The sequence below is a fragment of the Paenibacillus sp. Y930 genome, assembly GCF_056786375.1.
Map to the genome: position 1 here is coordinate 425,075 of NZ_JBXCIX010000002.1, position 17,863 is coordinate 442,937.

Consider the following 17,863-nt stretch of genomic DNA (forward strand, 5'->3'; position numbering starts at 1 on the left):
ATATATAGAAAGTAGGTCATTCGTAATGTCTGCAAAGGTTGGCGTAATCATGGGAAGCAAGTCAGATTGGGCAACAATGAAGCTAGCTTGTGATATTCTGGAAGAGCTTGAAATTCCCTATGAGAAAAAAGTGGTTTCTGCGCATCGTACTCCTGATCTAATGTTTGAATATGCAGAAACTGCTCAGCAACGAGGAATTAAGGTCATTATTGCCGGTGCAGGTGGTGCTGCACATTTACCTGGTATGGTTGCAGCAAAAACGATATTGCCCGTTATTGGTGTTCCAGTGAAATCCTCGAATTTGAGTGGACTAGATTCCTTGCTTTCTATCGTACAAATGCCAGGTGGTATTCCTGTGGCAACGGTAGCGATTGGTAATGCAGGAGCAACGAATGCAGGCCTACTAGCAGCACAGATGCTAGCAACGTCAGATAGCGAATTACAAGTGCGCGTCGCAGCTCGTAGAGAACGCGTGAAGCAAGAAGTGTTAGAAAGTAGTGAAGAGATATGAGTGAGCGTCAAGTGGACGTAACTATTAAGACTATTCTACCTGGCTCTACAATTGGAGTGCTTGGTGGCGGTCAACTGGGACGTATGATTGCGAACGCTGGTAGTGAGCTCGGATATCGCTTTGTAACGCTTGATCCAACAGTTGGTGGACCAATGGGGCAAGTGAGTGAGCAAATTGTTGCGAAATACGACGATGCCAATGCTGCTCGTGAGCTTGCGAAGCGTGCGGATGTCATTACGTATGAATTTGAAAATGTAGATGCTGGTGTAGCGGCTATGTTAATGGAAGAAGCTTATGTCCCGCAAGGAAGCCACTTGCTGTATACGACTCAGCATCGTTTGCGTGAGAAGCGTGCGATCGAGGCTGCTGGTGTACAGGTTGCTCCTTATCGTGAAATTACATCACAAGCTGATCTGGAAGCTGCTGTTGCCGAGTTCGGTGTACCTTGTGTCTTGAAGATAGCTACAGGTGGTTACGATGGCAAAGGTCAATGGGTAATTCGAAACGAGCAAGAGATTGCTGAAGCATATAAGACATTAGTAAAGGCGAAAACTGAGCTAGTATTGGAGAAATTTATCAAATTTCAAAAAGAAATTTCAGTTATTGCAGCACGCAGTCCGCAAGGTGAAGTGAAAGTTTTCCCTGCATCTGAAAACATTCATACTAGTAATATTCTTCATCTGTCTATCGTTCCGGCACGCATCGAACCAGCATTACAACAACAAGCTGAGCTACTTGCTATGCAAATTGCGCAAGGACTTGATGCAGTAGGACTAATTGCAGTAGAAATGTTTGTAACCGAGCAAGGTGAGCTTTTCGTTAATGAGCTTGCACCTCGTCCACATAATAGCGGTCATTATACAATGGAAGCATGTCGTACATCACAATTTGAGCAGCATATTCGCTCTGTATGTAACTTACCGCTAGGAGATACGAGCCTAACAACTCCAGTTGTGATGGTCAATGTACTAGGTCAGCATGTTGCACCAATGCTTGAGAGATTTGCAGCACATGATGAGCTTGCCGATCAATTGGCTGTAACAACAAAGCTTCATTTGTATGGGAAAGCTGATGCTGTCCATAACCGTAAAATGGGTCATGTGAACGTATTAGCTCGTAGCGTTGATGATGCAATGCAGTGGATTGAAGCTACTGGCATTTGGACAGAAGAATGGGCAAGTTGGAATAATTAACTTAGATACTGGAAGGGTGTTACTAGAATGTTGGAGCGTTATAGCAGACCAGAGATGAGAGCGATTTGGACAGAACAAAATAAATTCCAAGCTTGGTTAGAAGTAGAACTTTGTGCTTGTGAAGCATGGGTAGAGCTAGGCGTTATCCCAGCTGAAGATGTTGAGGCACTTCGTGCTAAAGCTACTTTTGATGTAGAGCGCATTTATGAGATCGAGCAAGAAACTCGTCACGATGTTATTGCTTTCACACGTGCAGTATCTGAGACGGTTGGTCCAGAACGCAAATGGGTGCACTACGGTCTAACTTCAACAGACGTTGTTGACACTGCTACAGGCTATTTGCTACTTCAAGCAAATGAAATACTTAGAAAAGATATCAAGAACTTTATTGCGAATGTTCGCGATAAAGCGATTCAATATAAAGATACACCAATGATGGGTCGTACACATGGTGTACACGCGGAACCTACGACATTCGGTTTGAAGCTTGCTCTATGGTATGAGGAAATGAAACGTAATCTTGAGCGCTTCGAGCATGCGGCTGATAACGTTCAATACGGTAAAATTTCTGGTGCGGTTGGAACGTATGCTAACATCGATCCATTCGTTGAAGAATTTGTTTGTAAGAAGCTAGGTACTAAGCCAGCTCCTATTTCTACACAAACGCTTCAGCGTGATCGTCATGCTGAATATATGGCAACATTAGCGTTAATTGCAACTTCTCTTGATAAATTCGCAACGGAAATTCGTGCGCTGCAAAAGAGTGAGATCCGTGAAGTTGAGGAAGCTTTCGCTAAAGGTCAAAAAGGATCTTCTGCAATGCCTCACAAACGTAACCCAATTGGTTGTGAAAACATCTCTGGTCTATCTCGTGTTATTCGTGGACATATGCTTACTGCATACGAAAACGTAACGCTATGGCATGAAAGAGATATTTCTCATTCATCAGCTGAGCGTGTAATTCTTCCAGATGCAACAATGCTTCTTAATTATATGCTTAATCGTCTAGGAAACATTATCAAAAACTTGACAGTGTTCCCTGAAAACATGAAACGTAACATGAGTGCTACGTATGGTGTTCCATTCTCTGGTCGTGTATTAACGAAGTTGATCGACAAAGGTTTCAGCCGTGAGGCAGCTTATGATACCGTTCAACCTCGTGCAATGCAGGCCTGGGAAACAAAAGTACAATTCCGTACTATTATAGAAGAAACAGCTGAGATTACAGCTGTATTATCGCCAGAAGAGTTGGATGATGCGTTTAATCCGCAGTGGCATCTTAAGCATGTAGACACTATCTTCACCCGCCTAGGCTTAGTATAGGTTGTTGAAAAAGCGGACTTTGATAACGATGAGTATGCTGACGTAGCGTATTCGACATCGAAGATGAAGCGAACTTGGAAAGTGCGGTTCGCGTGTACCAATAACGTACACTTGCGCTTCCACCTTTCTCAAGTAGCGCTCCATCTTCTCGATTCTGAAAGCCCGCTTTTTCAACTTCGATTTGAAGTTTTCGACATTCGCATGCTTCTCCGTGCTGACGCGTGAACTAGCTTCGAAGCAAACATGTTGGGCTATTTCATTGAAGTGATCTTTTGAAATTTTATTTTATAAAATTTCAAAAAGTCTCATTTATAAATCGAAAACTTTACTTAGGAGGGATCTATGTTAATGACTACGCAAGTGCAAGCTATTTCTTCAGCGGTTGACTATGTTCGTGCACCTCTTATTTATAAAGGGAAGGTTCGCGAATTGTATGATCTAGGCGAGCATTTCCTGATTGTTGTTACAGACCGAATCTCTGCATTTGACTATGTACTTGATCCTGCGGTTCCTGACAAAGGGAATGTGTTGAACTCACTTTCTGCCTATTGGTTTGCAATAACTGAAAATGTCATTGCTAATCATGTTGTTCATACGGATGTATATAAGCTAGGCGACATTGTTACTGATCCTGAATTGCTGAAAAATCGTATTATGGTGTCTCGTAAAGCTGAACGTATCGATATGGAATGTATCGTTCGCGGCTATATTACGGGCGGCGGCTGGAGACAATACCAGGAATCAGGTAGTATAAACGGAGAATCGTTACCAGCTGGCTTACGTAAAAATGAGAAGCTTGCTGAGCCGATCTTCACACCTTCAGCAAAAAATGATATCGGTCATGATGAAGATATTTCATTTGCTGAGATGAGTAAGCGTATTGGCAAGGAACTTGCTGAGGCATTGCGCGAGCATAGTATTGCACTCTATAACTTCGCCCAAGCGTATTGCTTGGATAAGGGGATCATCCTTGTAGATTGTAAATTCGAATTTGGCATTATCGATGGCGAGATTATTTTAATTGATGAAATCTTCACGCCAGACTCTGCTCGTTTCTGGGCACAAGATAAATTCGCTTATGATATTGAAATTGAGAGTATGGACAAAGAACCCGTTCGCGCTTATCTATTAAGCTCTGACTGGGATCGAGATAGTAAACCAGCGCCCCTCCCAGCACATATTGTTGAAGAGACGGCGGCTCGTTATCGTAATATTTACACTTCTATTACGGGCCAGCAATTAAGCTAATTAATCTAAATAATCTAAATATAAACAATATGGACTATACTGCCGCACATACGATTTCTTATATGTAACCCCCCGCGAGTAGTAAACTCAAAGTCCCTAGGAGGATATTATGAAGGCAACTGTTTACGTAACGATTAAAGAGAATGTACTAGATCCACAAGGGACTGCTGTGCAAGGCGCACTTCACTCAATGGGATTCAATGAAGTTGGGAAAGTGCGAATTGGAAAGTATTTGGAAGTTAATCTTGATACTACTGATCGTGCAGAGGCAGAAGCTCGCCTTAAAGTTATGTGTGAAAAGCTATTAGCTAACACTGTTGTTGAAGACTACCGATTTGAACTGGAGGACTAATGTTATGAAGTTTGCTGTTCTTGTATTTCCAGGCTCTAACTGTGATATCGACTGCTATAAGGCTGTTGAGCAAGCCATTGGTCAAGAAGTAGATTATGTATGGCATACAGCGACGGACTTGTCTGCTTATGACTGTATTCTAGTACCGGGTGGATTCTCCTATGGAGATTATCTTCGTTGCGGTGCAATTGCACGCTTTGCTAATGTTATGAATGAAGTTCAAAAAGCTGCTGATGCAGGTAAATATATTTTAGGGATTTGCAATGGTTTCCAAATTCTTACGGAAGCTAATTTGCTACCAGGCGCATTGATTCGTAACAATGGTTTGAAATTCCGTTGTCACCAAACGCCGCTTGAAGTTGTGAATAACAAAACACCATTTACAACAGATTATGCACAAGGCGAAATTATTAATATTCCAATTGCACATGGTGAAGGTAACTACTTCTGCGACGATGAGACACTAGCAGAATTGAACGAGAATAATCAAATCGTATTCCGCTATGCAGATGACACTAACCCGAATGGTTCTGTGGATAATATTGCAGGAATTAGTAATAAAGCAGGTAATGTAGTAGGAATGATGCCTCACCCTGAGCGCGCAGTTAGCGAAATCTTAGGTTCTGCGGACGGCAAACGTATGTTTACATCGATTTTGAATGCATGGAGGGAACAACATGGCACAGCAATTAACGGCTAAGGAACCAACCGTAGAACAAATCGCGGAGCAAAAAATCTATCAACAATTCGGCGTATCAGATTCTGAATTTGATCTAATCTGTGGCTTCCTTGGACGCAAGCCCAACTATACAGAAATTGGTGTATTCAGTGTTATGTGGTCTGAGCACTGTGCTTACAAAAGCTCTAAGCCAATTCTGAAAAAATTCCCGATTACTGGACCAAAAGTTCTTATGGGTCCTGGTGAAGGTGCTGGTATCGTCGATATCGGTGACAACCAAGCAGTCGTATTCAAAATTGAATCACATAACCATCCATCTGCAGTCGAGCCTTTCCAAGGTGCTGCAACGGGTGTTGGTGGTATCCTTCGTGATATTTTCTCGATGGGTGCTCGTCCAATTGCACTGCTTAACAGTCTTCGCTTTGGTAGCCTAGAAAATGAACGCGTGAAGTACTTGTTCGAGAACGTTGTTAGCGGTATTGCTGGCTACGGTAACTGTATCGGTGTTCCGACCGTTGGCGGCGAAGTTAACTTTGATGAAAGCTACGAAGGTAACCCGCTTGTTAACGCGATGTGCGTTGGGTTAATCGATCATGATAAAATTCAAACTGGTGTTGCAAAAGGTGTAGGTAACCCGGTATTCTATGTTGGTCCTGCAACGGGTCGTGATGGTATTCACGGTGCAACATTCTCCTCTGTTGAACTATCTGAAGAATCAGAGCAAAACCGTACTGCTGTTCAAGTTGGCGATCCATTTATGGAAAAGCTAGTTATGGAAGCTACGCTTGAGCTAATCAACTCAGGTATCGTACTAGGTATTCAAGATATGGGTGCTGCTGGACTTACATGCTCAAGTGCTGAGATGGCATCTAAAGCAGGTAACGGTCTTGAGTTATATCTTGATGAAGTTCCACAACGTGAAACAGATATGACACCATATGAAATGATGCTATCTGAATCTCAAGAGCGTATGCTATTCGTTATTGAACCAAAACATGAAGCACAAGCGAAAGAAATTTTCGAGCGTTGGGGTATTATTTGTGCGAAGGTTGGTAAAGTAACGGATGATGGACGTCTTCGTCTTATTCATAAAGGTAAAGAAGTAGCCGATATGCCTGTACAAGCACTAGTTGATGAGTGTCCTGTATACAATAAGCCATCTTCTGAGCCAGCATATTATCGAGAATTTGCTAATGTAGATGCAGCAGACTTTGCTGAGCTTACAGATTTGAACGGAACACTAGAAGAGATTCTTGCATCTCCAACTGTAGCAAGCAAAGAGTGGGTTTATAACCAATATGATTATATGGTTCGTACAGCGACTGCCGTTCAACCAGGTTCTGATGCAGCTGTCGTATTAGTTGACGGTACTCGCAAAGCACTTGCAATGACGACAGACTGTAATAGCCGTTATGTATATCTTGATCCAGAAATGGGCGGACGTATTGCCGTATCTGAAGCGGCGCGTAACATCGTATGTTCTGGTGCTGAGCCACTGGCGATTACAGATAACTTGAACTTTGGTTCTCCAGATAAACCAGAAGTATTCTGGCAACTTGAGAAATCTGCTGATGGTATTAGTGAAGCTTGTGTAGCACTAGAAACTCCAGTTATCGGTGGTAACGTAAGCTTGTACAATGAAAATAATAAAGGTGCAATCTACCCTACACCAGTTATCGGTATGGTAGGACTTGTACACGACATAGATCATATTACGACTCAAGGTTTCAAATCAGAAGGCGATATCATTGTTCTTCTTGGCGAAACAAAGGCTGAGTTCGGTGGTTCTGAGCTTCAATATGTGAAGAATGGTGCTCCATCTGGACGCCCTCCAGAACTTGACCTAGCTGTTGAGAAAAATGTTCAACAAGCCGTATTAACTGCCATCCAAGCTGGTTTTGTTGCTTCTGCTCATGACTTGTCTGAAGGTGGTATTGCAACGGCAATCGTAGAAAGCTGCATTAGTGGTAACATCGGAGCAAACGTTGCTACGACGACTAGTCTACGTACTGATCATTATCTATTCAGTGAGTCTCAATCTCGTATTCTATTGTCTGCTACACCAGCAAAAGCTGATGAGTTACTTGCTCATTTAGTAGCAAAAGGTGTTGCTCATGCTGTAATCGGTACGGTTGGCGGCAACGATCTAAATATTTCTGTTAATGACAAAGCTGCAATTAATGGTCCAGTCGCTAAATTCGCGAGAGTGTGGAAGGAAGCGATCCCATGTCTAATGAAGTAAAAGACTTACAACTTTGGACGGGTGATCATTATAACGAAGGTATCGGTCGTGATGATATCTTCGATAAGCTAAGAGAAGAGTGCGGTGTGTTCGGAGTTTTCGGGCACCCCGATGCTGCTGGCGTATCGTATTATGGTTTGCATGCTCTTCAGCATCGTGGAGAAGAAAGTGCAGGCATTTGTACAGTCGACGTTAGCGACAATAATCAATTTAATTACCACCGTGAGATGGGTCTTGTAAAGGAAGTATTTACGCAAGATATTCTTTCAAAGCTGAAGGGGGAGCGTGCGATTGGACATGTACGTTACTCGACAGCAGGGGAAAGCAGATTGGCAAACGCACAGCCGCTAATTTTCAAGTACCGTGACGGCGATCTTGCGGTTGCTACGAACGGTAATATTGTTAATGCTCCTGAAATACGTAAAGAGTTAGAAATGAGTGGTTCAATTTTTCAAACTTCAAGTGATACAGAAGTTATCGCTCATTTAATTGCTCGTTCATCGAAGGATTTTGTGGAAGCAGCTCGTGATGCACTAGCACGTCTAGTTGGCGGTTTTGCTTTCTTAATTATGACGAACAACAAGATGATTGCAGCAACAGATCCACATGGTTTGCGTCCATTAGCTATGGCAACGCTTGGTGAGGGCTATGCGTTCTCATCTGAAACTTGCGGCTTTGAAGCTGTTGGTGCCGTGTATATGCGAGATGTACAGCCTGGCGAAATGATCATTATTGATGAAAATGGCGTTAGCTATGAACGTTATGATGCTGGTGAGGCTCGTCGTGCGATTTGTGCGATGGAGTATATTTACTTCGCAAGACCGGATAGTGATATTAATGAAATTAACATTCATGCCGCTCGTAAACGTATGGGGAAACGCCTTGCAACAGAATCTTTTGTAGATGCGGATATTGTGACAGGTGTGCCTGACTCCAGTATTTCAGCTGCGATTGGTTATGCAGAGCAAACAGGTATTCCATATGAGCTAGGTTTGATTAAAAATAAATATACAGGTCGTACTTTCATCCAACCTTCACAGGAACTTCGTGAAAAAGGGGTTAAGATGAAGCTTTCGGCTGTTCGTAAAGTAGTAGAAGGTAAACGAGTGGTTATGATTGATGATTCGATCGTTCGTGGAACAACTTCGTTACGTATCGTCAACTTGTTACGTGAAGCTGGTGCTACTGAAGTGCATGTCAGAATTACTTCACCACCATTCAAAAATCCTTGCTACTATGGTATTGATACGCCTAATCGCGATGAATTGATCGCATCATATCGTACCGTTGAGGAAATTCGTCAACAGATTAATGCAGATTCACTAACCTTCTTATCTGATGAAGGTTTGATGGAAGCTGTTGGCGGTCATGATGGAAAGTATAAGCATGGTATGTGTATGGGATGCTTTGATAATGATTATCCAACTGAAGTAGATGAAACATCCGATAAAAGCTGTTAAGGAAGTTCAAAAAGTGGACTTTGATAACGAAGTAACGCAGGTAGGTTACTCGACATCGCATCTGAAGCGAACTTGGAAAGTACGGTTCGCGTGTACGTAATCATGTACACTTGCGCTTCCGCCATTCTCAAGTAGCGCTTCACCTGCTCGATTCTGAAAGTCCACTTTTTGAACATGAACTATAAGCTTCCGAAGTGATTTTTTCATTTGCAGGAAGTATATCGAGAAGTTATGAAGAATGGTTTATGCTTCCGAGGTGATTTTTCGTTTGCGAGAAGTTGCTTCGAGAAGATAATGAAAAGTAGTATAAGCTTTCGATGTAATTTTTTCATTTGCAGGAAGTATATCGAGAAGTTAATGAAAAATGGTTTATGCTTTCGAAGTAATTTTTCGTTTACGAGAAGTTATTTCGAGAAGTTAACGAAAAATTTTAGGAGTTGACATTAATGTCAGAAGCGTACAAAAAAGCTGGCGTCGATATTGCGGCGGGTAATGAAGCAGTAGAACGTATGAAGAAGCATGTAAAACGTACTTTCCGTCCGGAGGTTATGGCTGATCTTGGTGGATTCGGTGGCTTGTTCAGTTTGAACAAGGAAAAGTATGAAGAGCCAGTATTGGTTTCTGGTACTGATGGCGTTGGTACAAAGCTGATGCTTGCATTCGCAATGGACAAACATGATACGATCGGTATTGATGCTGTAGCAATGTGCGTAAACGATATTATTGTGCAAGGTGCTGAGCCTTTATTCTTCCTTGACTATCTTGCTTGCGGCAAAGTAGTGCCTGAGAAGATCGAAGCAATCGTTGCTGGTATTTCTGAAGGATGTGTACAATCTGGTTGTGCGCTAATCGGTGGTGAAACTGCTGAGATGCCTGGTATGTATTCAGAGGATGAATATGATATTGCTGGATTTACGGTTGGTATCGTTGATCGTGCGAAGATGATTGATGGTTCAACTATAGCTCCTGGTGATGTTGTGCTAGGCTTCGCTTCAAGCGGTATTCATAGTAATGGCTTCTCGCTTGTGCGTCGTCTTCTGCTTGAAGAAGTAGGTTATTCTCTGCAAGATGAGCTTGCTGAATTAGGTGGAGCAAAGCTTGGAGACGTTCTACTAGAGCCAACGAAAATTTATGTGAAATCAGCTTTGAAATTAATCGAGCAAGTAAATGTGAAAGGTATGGCTCACATTACTGGCGGCGGATTTATTGAAAATATACCTCGTGTACTACCAGAAGGTGTTAATGTTGATGTGAACTATGGTTCATGGCCAATTTTACCAATCTTCGAATTAATGCAACAAAAAGGAAATGTTACGAATCGTGACATGTTCACAACATTTAATATGGGCATTGGACTTGTTGTGGTTGTTCCAGCTGAGCAAGCCGAAGAAGCAATTCGTATTGCTAATGAGTTAGGTGAGCAAGCCTACGCTATCGGAACGGTAACGGAAGGTAACCGCCTCGTAACGTTTACTGGAGCAGAAGTATAATGACATTACGTATCGCTGTATTTGCATCAGGTCAAGGCTCGAACTTTCAAGCTATTGTGGATGCAGTGCGGGAGAAGAAGCTCGATGCATCCATCGAGCTTCTTGTTTGTGATAAGCCACTTGCTCCTGTTGTTGCACGTGCAGAGCAAGCGGGAGTAGAAGCATTTGTATTCAAGCCCAAGGATTATGCTTCTCGTGAGGCTTATGAACAGGAAATATTAGCAATTATGCAACAAAAGCAGGTTGATCTTGTTGTACTTGCTGGTTATATGAGAATTATTACGTCTGTGCTAGTTGAACCCTATTATGGACGTATGCTTAATGTGCATCCGTCGATGCTACCAAGCTTCCCCGGTGTTAATGCATTAGGGCAAGCGCTAGACTACGGAGTGAAAGTAACAGGAGTTACGGTTCACTATGTAGATGGCGGCTTAGATAGTGGTCCAATCGTTGCTCAGCGCGCAGTAGCCATTGAAGACGGCGATACAGAAGAAAGTCTTGCTGCTCGTATTCATATGATTGAGCAAGAGTTGTATCCGCAAGTTATTCAGTGGATCTCCCAAGGGAAAGTCAGATTGGATGGTAGACACGTAACTTTAAACTCTAATTAGTGTCTAGCTGGCGAAATATGTATCTATCTGGTGGAATGTGATTATGAAATAAATTGAGGAATCCCTCTAATTGGTGTTTGTCCGGCGTGCTGATTGTGTCGCTGTAACACCAAAATTGTCACTACAGCGGCTCCAATTGAGCTATTGTGGTGCTGTAACGCCAAAATTGTCACTACAGCCGCTCCATTCGAGCTACTGGGTCTCTCTTATCTTGGGATCTTAGTGGGATCTAAGTAATAACAATTATGTTCTCTAATTAGTGACTAGACGGCAATTAAGGAAGCTATAAAAAGTTAAGATTATGCTTTCGATGTGATTTTTCATTTGCAGGGAAGTATTATCTGGAAGTATATGAAAAAAGTAATGCTTCCGAAGTAACTTTTTATTAACAGGAAGCCAATTAAGGAAGCTATAAAAAGTTAAGATTATGCTTTCGATGTGATTTTTCATTTGCAGGGAAGTATATCGTGAACATAATGAAAAATGGATTATGCTTTCGAAGTAACTTTTTATTAACAGGAAGCTACATCGGGAAGCTATAAAAAGTTTGTAGGAGGAATAAATAGTGGCAATTCGTAGAGCGTTAATTAGTGTATCTGACAAAACAGGAATCGTTGAGTTCTCAAGAGCTTTGACTGAGCAAGGTGTTGAAATTATTTCTACAGGTGGTACTTTCAATTTGCTACAAAAAGAAGGGGTACCTGTAATTGGTATTTCTGATGTCACTGGTTTCCCTGAAATTTTGGATGGACGTGTAAAAACTTTGCACCCAGCAGTTCATAGTGGTTTGTTAGCTGTTCGTGATAGTGAAGAGCATCAACAAGCTATGAAAGATCTAGGACTTGATTATATCGATCTAGTAGTAGTTAACTTGTATCCTTTCAAAGAAACGATTGCAAAACCAGATGTATCTTATGAAGATGCGATTGAAAACATCGATATCGGTGGACCGACGATGCTTCGTTCTGCTGCGAAAAACCATGCTTTCGTTACCGTTGTTGTTGATGCTGCTGACTATGCAGGAATCGTTGAAGAGCTTAAAGCCGAAGGCGATACTACGTTAGCAACTCGTAAACGTCTTGCTGCTAAAGTATTCCGTCACACTGCAGCATACGATTCTCTAATCTCTGATTACTTGTCTAAACTTCAAGGTGATCCACTTCCTGAAACCTATACAGTAACATATGAGAAGGTTCAAGATTTGCGCTATGGTGAGAACCCTCATCAAAAAGCAGCGTTCTATAAAAAGCCGCTGGCGGCTAGTGGAAACATTACAACTGCTGAGCAGCTACATGGTAAAGAGCTTTCTTACAATAATATTAATGATGCGAACGCAGCACTTGCAATTTTGAAAGAATTTGAAGAGCCTGCAGTTGTTGCCGTTAAGCATATGAATCCATGTGGAGTAGGTATCGGAGCAGATATTCATCAAGCTTACCAAAAAGCTTATGCAGCTGATTCAACATCTATTTTTGGTGGTATTGTTGCTGCTAACCGTACGATTGGTGCGGAAACTGCTGAACTTCTAGGAAGCATCTTCCTTGAAATCGTTATTGCTCCGGACTTTACTGCGGAAGCACTTGAAATATTGACTAAGAAGAAAAATATTCGTCTTATGAAGCTAGGTGAATTCCAAGCAGCTGGCGAGCGTCAAGCTGATTGGGTAGTAACATCAGTAGATGGCGGTATGTTAGTTCAAGAGAGTGATGTTCATAATATTAAAATTGAAGATCTTCAAGTAGTAACTGATCGTCAGCCTACTGAAGAAGAAATGAAACAACTGCTATTCGGATGGAAAGTTGTTAAACATGTGAAATCTAATGCTATTCTACTTGCCAAAGATGATATGACGATCGGCGTTGGTGCAGGTCAGATGAATCGTGTTGGTGCTGCTCGTATTGCGATTGAGCAAGCTGCTGAAAATGTTCAAGGAGCAATTCTTGCATCAGATGCATTCTTCCCGATGGGTGATACTGTCGAGCTTGCAGCAAAAGCTGGTATTACAGCAATTATTCAACCAGGTGGATCAATTAAAGACGAAGAGTCTATTGCAGTGGCAAATGCGAATAACATTGCGATGGTATTTACAAGCGTTCGTCATTTCAAACATTAATTTGAATATGAAGGGAGACTCTTTGCATTGAACATTTTAGTTATTGGTAGCGGTGGTCGTGAACATACGATCGTATGGTCATTGAACAAAAGTGATAAAGTTAGCAAGCTATATTGTGCTCCAGGTAATGCTGGTATTGCTCAAATTGCTGAGTGCGTACCGATCGGTGTATTCCAATTTGACGAGCTGGTTGCCTTTGCTAAGGATGCAAGCATTGATCTTGTATTTGTCGGTCCAGATGATCCGTTAGCACAAGGTATTGTCGACGCTTTTGAAGCTGCGGGTATTCCTGCTTTTGGTCCTAATAAAGCAGCAGCTGAAATCGAAGGTAGCAAAATCTTTATGAAGGATCTACTGAAAAAATACAATATCCCAACAGCTAAGTACGAGACATTTACAGACTTTGAGTCTGCTCTAACTTATTTGAAAGCACAAGAAGTTCCAATCGTTATTAAAGCGGATGGTCTTGCCGCTGGTAAAGGTGTTACAGTAGCAACTACTCTTGAAGAGGCTGAAGAAGCACTTCGCTCCATTATGGTTGAGAAAGTATTTGGCGATGCTGGCAATCATGTTGTTATCGAAGAATTTCTAGCTGGTCAAGAAATGTCTATTTTAGCATTTGTTGATGGCGAGACAGTTAAGTCAATGGTTCCTGCGCAGGATCATAAGCAGATTTTTGACGGAGATAAAGGTCCGAATACTGGTGGTATGGGTACGTATACGCCACTTCCACATATCGATCAACATATTATTGATGAAGCGATTGAGAATATTATTATTCCAACTGCAAAAGCAATGGTAAGCGAAGGTCGTCCATTCCGTGGTGTACTATTTGCCGGATTGATGATTACGAAAGATGGTCCGAAAACGATCGAGTTTAACGCTCGTATGGGTGATCCGGAAACTCAAGTTGTATTGCCTCGTCTGAAGACTGATCTACTAGAAATCGTGCTAGCTGCTATGAACGGAACGTTAGCTGAGCTTGAAATCGAGTGGAATGATGATGCAGCGGTATGCGTAGTTATTGCTTCTGAAGGCTATCCAGCAGCTTATCCGAAAGGAAAAGTAATTACTGGTCTTGAAGCAGCAGAAGCGAAGGGCGCTCTAGTATTCCATGCTGGAACAGCGATGCAGGATGGTCAATTCGTAACGAATGGCGGCCGTGTTCTTGGTGTTGTAGGCTTAGGAGAGAATATAGCAGCTGCGCGGGCGCATGCATATGATGCTATAGCTAGCATTCAGTTTGATGGGATGCAAAGCCGCACTGATATCGCGATGAAAGCTTTAGTTTAATAGGTAGTTCATCTTATCGGCTTTCGAAAGCCCGCTGTTACTTTCATCATGAAAGTAACAGCGGACTTTTTGTTTCCCAATTGATAGAATTCCACTCAAATCTATTAATAAAGTGGAAATACCTATTCAAGTTGTTAACAATAATAGAACAATAATTTAGTAGTCAGTTTTAATATAAAGATTAATATTTTCTCATAATTATATGCTATACTATGTGATAGAGATTAGATACTACATGAAATTGAATGAAATACTATTAAATAGAGGATGAGCAATATGAGACGAAATAACTTCTATTTCAAGTCATTTCAACTCGTTATCTTATCTGTATTGCTAATTATGATGTCTGCTTGTTCATACTTTCCAGATATAGCTCCAATTGATCAGAATGATAGTGAGGAACGTCCTCCTGTTCATGTAGAAGGCTATCCAGTAGCGACCTTTTTTCCAGACCTTAACATAGATTTTGAGGAAGAAAAAATTGTTACGGAGCACGCTACTCCTCCTGTGAAAGAAGAGATTAATGAAGGAGATCAAAAATCGATGCGAATAGCACTTACATTTGATGACGGACCAGATTTGAAATACACTCCGCGAATATTAGATATATTGAAAGAGAAAAATATAAAGGCTACTTTTTTTGTTGTTGGCATTCAAGTTAATAAATATCCTGAAGTTTTGCAACGAATGGAAGATGAAGGCCATATGATCGGGAATCATTCTTATTCACATCCTAGTTTTACCAAGATAACGACAGAGCAATTGAAGCAAGAGATTGATCAGACCGATGAAAAAATCCAAGAAGTGATTGGTTATACACCTGAAATTGTAAGACCGCCTTATGGGGCTATTAACGATGAGGTTAGAGCAAATTTGGAGTCTTACGGCAAACAGGTTATTATCTGGAATATTGATCCGCGCGATTGGGATGGTAATTCCGTTGAGGATATGCTAGATAATATTTTGACTAATGCTCGCGATGGCGGTAATATATTACTTCATTCCTTTGGAAGTAAGCATGTTGAGAACACAGTAAAACTATTGCCAACAGCTATCGATAGTTTAGCGGAGTTAGGATACATATTTGTAACTATTGATGAATTGTAATGATAGAGTATGTAATATACAAATGATATTGCTAGAGTATGTAATAGTGAAGTGATTCATAGTTGAATAGTAAAGCTAGATGCGGCATACATGCTCTTACTTAAGAACATGTATGCCCTTGCCTTATTGACAGGAGAAACGCATAATGATATTCTATATACATAATTCATAGTAAACAGGTCGGAATAATATGTATATGAAGAAGGCATACAAAAATTGAGGGGAGGTAATGGCGGTGGAAAAACAATTAACGATTCATCATGGAGAACTTAGTCTTGCTGCGACTTTACATTATCCTATCCGTAATTCAGATGAGGCTGCAGATCAAGGAAAGAAGCAAGTCATTGTAATATGCCATGGCTTTGTGGGGAATCGGATTGGTGTAGACAGGCTATTTGTGAAGACAGCTAGAGCGTTAGCAAAGCAAGGTAATTATGTGATGCGCTTTGATTATGCAGGATGTGGTGAAAGTGAGGGAGACTATGGTCAGCTAGGATTTGACTCGATGATTGAGCAGACTAGAACAGTTCTTGATTATGTTACTAGCTTAGATTGTATTGATCCCACTAGAATCACTTTAATCGGGCATAGCTTAGGTGGCGCCGTTGCACTTATGACATCAGTCAAGGATAAGCGTGTTAAACGTCTTATATTATGGTCAGCAGTAGGCTATCCATTCAATGATATTATACGCATCGTTGGGAGACAGAGTTTTGACGAAGCACATACAATGGGCACTACCGACCATCTTGGTTACTCATTGTCACCTGTATTCTTTGATTCATTAATGGAGCATCAGCCGTTTCAGGCAGCAACTCGCTTTGCTGGCGATGTATTAGTTGTTCACGGAACAAGTGACGATACCATACCAGCAGATTATTGCTCCTTGTATCAGAAGGTATTTTGGACGCGCGGAGATGGAAGTTGCGATAAGGAAATTATTTTCCAAGCTAACCACACTTATTCAAGTCACCGACATCAGCAAGAAGTTATTGAAGTAACGAGCAAGTGGCTAAACAAATTAGAAGACCAGAAGCTCCAATGGCTGAACTGGTCTATTTAGAAGTAGATGTTATTGAATCTCTCGTTTATATTTTCCATTACTTGAAATGTTAATATTAACTTTTAGACTTTCTATAGAATTTTCGTTCAAAATAAACTCTTGTCCTCTGTCAGTCATAGAGATCCATTGTTTAGGATATTTCAATCTGAAATGGTGCATAAGACTATATAAATCTAATTCATTTTCAAGACCAAGTTTGTAAATGTTTAATATTTCTTTTTTAATTTTATCCTCTGCGAGCTTTACTAGCTCTTCATAAGTAATTTCTTCAATATATTCGGGCATGCTCGCTTGATAGCTAGCTGTTATATTAAATTTAACTTGTCCATTTTGAATGGATGGCTTAATTTTAATATGAGATTGAAAAATGGTAAGGTTAGCATAAATGACCTCTTCATCTTCGACCGCCATCGAAATACGTTTGAAAGATTCGTCTAGCCATTGAATCCCGGTTAATTGATCATGACTAAATAGACTTTTTTTTCCGGCAGGAGATTCGAAATATGCACCAGTAATCTTCAGCAATTCCAACGGATTTTCAGAATTACTCCACTGAGAATTATCAATACCGATACAAGGGATATAAATAGTACGATCATGTTCATTGCTATCGACAATAAATTTGAACATTATCACTGGTGGAAAGGTTGAGTTTTGTCGATAGTTGTTTTGTGGATGATGAAGAATTGAGAACAGCGATGTCATGTCGAAAAAAGAAGTTGTAGCTAATATTTGATCAATTGGAGTTTCAGTAACATAGAGCCACGTATTGTATCGTGTACTTGGAGAACGATATAACCGCTCGACAATGGCTGGACCTAACACTTCCATTGCCTTCACATCGATAACGACAGCTCCCATATGTCCCCATTCCACATGAGCTTGTGCTGTACGATAGAGATCAAATACAGCTTGATTGATCGTTTTTCCTCTACCTTTCCCAACAAAGGTTGATTTTTCTGGAGAAATTCTTGATCCTCCTTCAGAGCGAGAAAGATTGTTGAAATCAAGCACTTGTGCGTATACGGTAAATTCTTCATCCTTATAATCGACTCCTAATGCTGAAACATATAGCTGGTCTTCAATATTGACGGAGCTCCAGCAACCAGTTAATGGTAAAATTAAGGTACATATCATTATTATTTTTAATGGTAATGTACTTTTCAAAAAATACATTG

16 protein-coding genes are annotated in these 17,863 nt (G+C 41.0%); 14 read left to right on the forward strand and 2 right to left on the reverse strand.

Annotated elements, in window-relative coordinates; genetic code table 11:
* The first annotated feature begins 25 nt into the window (after positions 1 to 25).
* From purE to purF, 8 genes are all read left to right on the forward strand, one after another.
* Positions 26 to 511, forward strand: a complete 486-nt coding sequence (gene purE, locus AC1TO5_RS07360; RefSeq protein WP_482062150.1) for a 5-(carboxyamino)imidazole ribonucleotide mutase — start codon at positions 26 to 28, stop codon at positions 509 to 511.
* Positions 508 to 1,704, forward strand: a complete 1,197-nt coding sequence (gene purK, locus AC1TO5_RS07365; protein WP_482062151.1) for a 5-(carboxyamino)imidazole ribonucleotide synthase — start codon at positions 508 to 510, stop codon at positions 1,702 to 1,704. The genes purE and purK overlap by 4 nt, the downstream gene beginning before the upstream one ends.
* A 27-nt stretch (positions 1,705 to 1,731) precedes the next feature.
* Positions 1,732 to 3,027, forward strand: a complete 1,296-nt coding sequence (gene purB, locus AC1TO5_RS07370; protein WP_482062152.1) for an adenylosuccinate lyase — start codon at positions 1,732 to 1,734, stop codon at positions 3,025 to 3,027.
* Positions 3,028 to 3,375: 348 nt separating this feature from the next.
* Positions 3,376 to 4,275 carry a phosphoribosylaminoimidazolesuccinocarboxamide synthase gene (locus AC1TO5_RS07375; RefSeq protein WP_482062153.1) on the forward strand — a complete coding sequence of 300 codons (900 nt, stop codon included), beginning with the start codon at positions 3,376 to 3,378 and terminating at the stop codon, positions 4,273 to 4,275.
* A gap of 106 nt (positions 4,276 to 4,381) precedes the next feature.
* Positions 4,382 to 4,627 carry a phosphoribosylformylglycinamidine synthase subunit PurS gene (purS, locus tag AC1TO5_RS07380; protein WP_482062487.1) on the forward strand — a complete coding sequence of 82 codons (246 nt, stop codon included), beginning with the start codon at positions 4,382 to 4,384 and terminating at the stop codon, positions 4,625 to 4,627.
* A 4-nt stretch (positions 4,628 to 4,631) separates the two neighbouring features.
* Positions 4,632 to 5,327 carry a phosphoribosylformylglycinamidine synthase subunit PurQ gene (gene purQ, locus AC1TO5_RS07385; protein ID WP_482062154.1) on the forward strand — a complete coding sequence of 232 codons (696 nt, stop codon included), beginning with the start codon at positions 4,632 to 4,634 and terminating at the stop codon, positions 5,325 to 5,327.
* A complete protein-coding gene (gene purL / locus AC1TO5_RS07390) occupies positions 5,305 to 7,548 on the forward strand; it encodes a phosphoribosylformylglycinamidine synthase subunit PurL (RefSeq protein ID WP_482062155.1) in 2,244 nt (747 codons plus the stop codon). The genes purQ and purL overlap by 23 nt, the downstream gene beginning before the upstream one ends.
* Positions 7,533 to 9,008 (forward strand): amidophosphoribosyltransferase, encoded by a 1,476-nt coding sequence (gene purF / locus AC1TO5_RS07395; RefSeq protein ID WP_482062156.1) that lies wholly within the window; start codon positions 7,533 to 7,535, stop codon positions 9,006 to 9,008. Before purL ends, purF begins: the two co-directional genes overlap by 16 nt.
* Here purF and AC1TO5_RS07400 read toward each other — a convergent pair.
* Positions 9,005 to 9,184 carry a hypothetical protein gene (locus AC1TO5_RS07400; RefSeq protein WP_482062157.1) on the reverse strand — a complete coding sequence of 60 codons (180 nt, stop codon included), beginning with the start codon at positions 9,182 to 9,184 and terminating at the stop codon, positions 9,005 to 9,007. The two genes, purF and AC1TO5_RS07400, sit on opposite strands and share 4 nt — an antisense overlap.
* Before the next feature lie 270 nt (positions 9,185 to 9,454).
* Between AC1TO5_RS07400 and purM the strand changes: the two genes are divergently transcribed.
* The 6 genes from purM (at position 9,455) to AC1TO5_RS07430 (ending at position 16,685) form a co-directional block, all read left to right on the forward strand.
* Complete coding sequence (gene purM, locus AC1TO5_RS07405; RefSeq protein WP_482062158.1) at positions 9,455 to 10,498, forward strand: phosphoribosylformylglycinamidine cyclo-ligase; 1,044 nt, start codon at positions 9,455 to 9,457, stop codon at positions 10,496 to 10,498.
* A complete protein-coding gene (gene purN / locus AC1TO5_RS07410; RefSeq protein WP_482062159.1) occupies positions 10,498 to 11,109 on the forward strand; it encodes a phosphoribosylglycinamide formyltransferase in 612 nt (203 codons plus the stop codon). Before purM ends, purN begins: the two co-directional genes overlap by 1 nt.
* 565 nt (positions 11,110 to 11,674) lie before the next feature.
* The gene (purH, locus tag AC1TO5_RS07415) at positions 11,675 to 13,222 is read left to right on the forward strand and encodes a bifunctional phosphoribosylaminoimidazolecarboxamide formyltransferase/IMP cyclohydrolase (protein ID WP_482062160.1); all 1,548 of its coding nucleotides are present in this window, start codon (positions 11,675 to 11,677) and stop codon (positions 13,220 to 13,222) included.
* A gap of 27 nt (positions 13,223 to 13,249) precedes the next feature.
* Positions 13,250 to 14,515 (forward strand): phosphoribosylamine--glycine ligase, encoded by a 1,266-nt coding sequence (purD, locus tag AC1TO5_RS07420; protein WP_482062161.1) that lies wholly within the window; start codon positions 13,250 to 13,252, stop codon positions 14,513 to 14,515.
* 276 nt (positions 14,516 to 14,791) lie between these two features.
* Positions 14,792 to 15,622 carry a polysaccharide deacetylase family protein gene (locus tag AC1TO5_RS07425; protein ID WP_482062162.1) on the forward strand — a complete coding sequence of 277 codons (831 nt, stop codon included), beginning with the start codon at positions 14,792 to 14,794 and terminating at the stop codon, positions 15,620 to 15,622.
* A gap of 235 nt (positions 15,623 to 15,857) precedes the next feature.
* Complete coding sequence (locus AC1TO5_RS07430; protein WP_482062163.1) at positions 15,858 to 16,685, forward strand: alpha/beta hydrolase; 828 nt, start codon at positions 15,858 to 15,860, stop codon at positions 16,683 to 16,685.
* Between the two features lie 9 nt (positions 16,686 to 16,694).
* Here the strand turns inward: AC1TO5_RS07430 and AC1TO5_RS07435 are convergent, their stop codons facing one another.
* Complete coding sequence (locus AC1TO5_RS07435; RefSeq protein WP_482062164.1) at positions 16,695 to 17,861, reverse strand: Ger(x)C family spore germination protein; 1,167 nt, start codon at positions 17,859 to 17,861, stop codon at positions 16,695 to 16,697.
* Positions 17,862 to 17,863 lie beyond the last annotated feature (2 nt).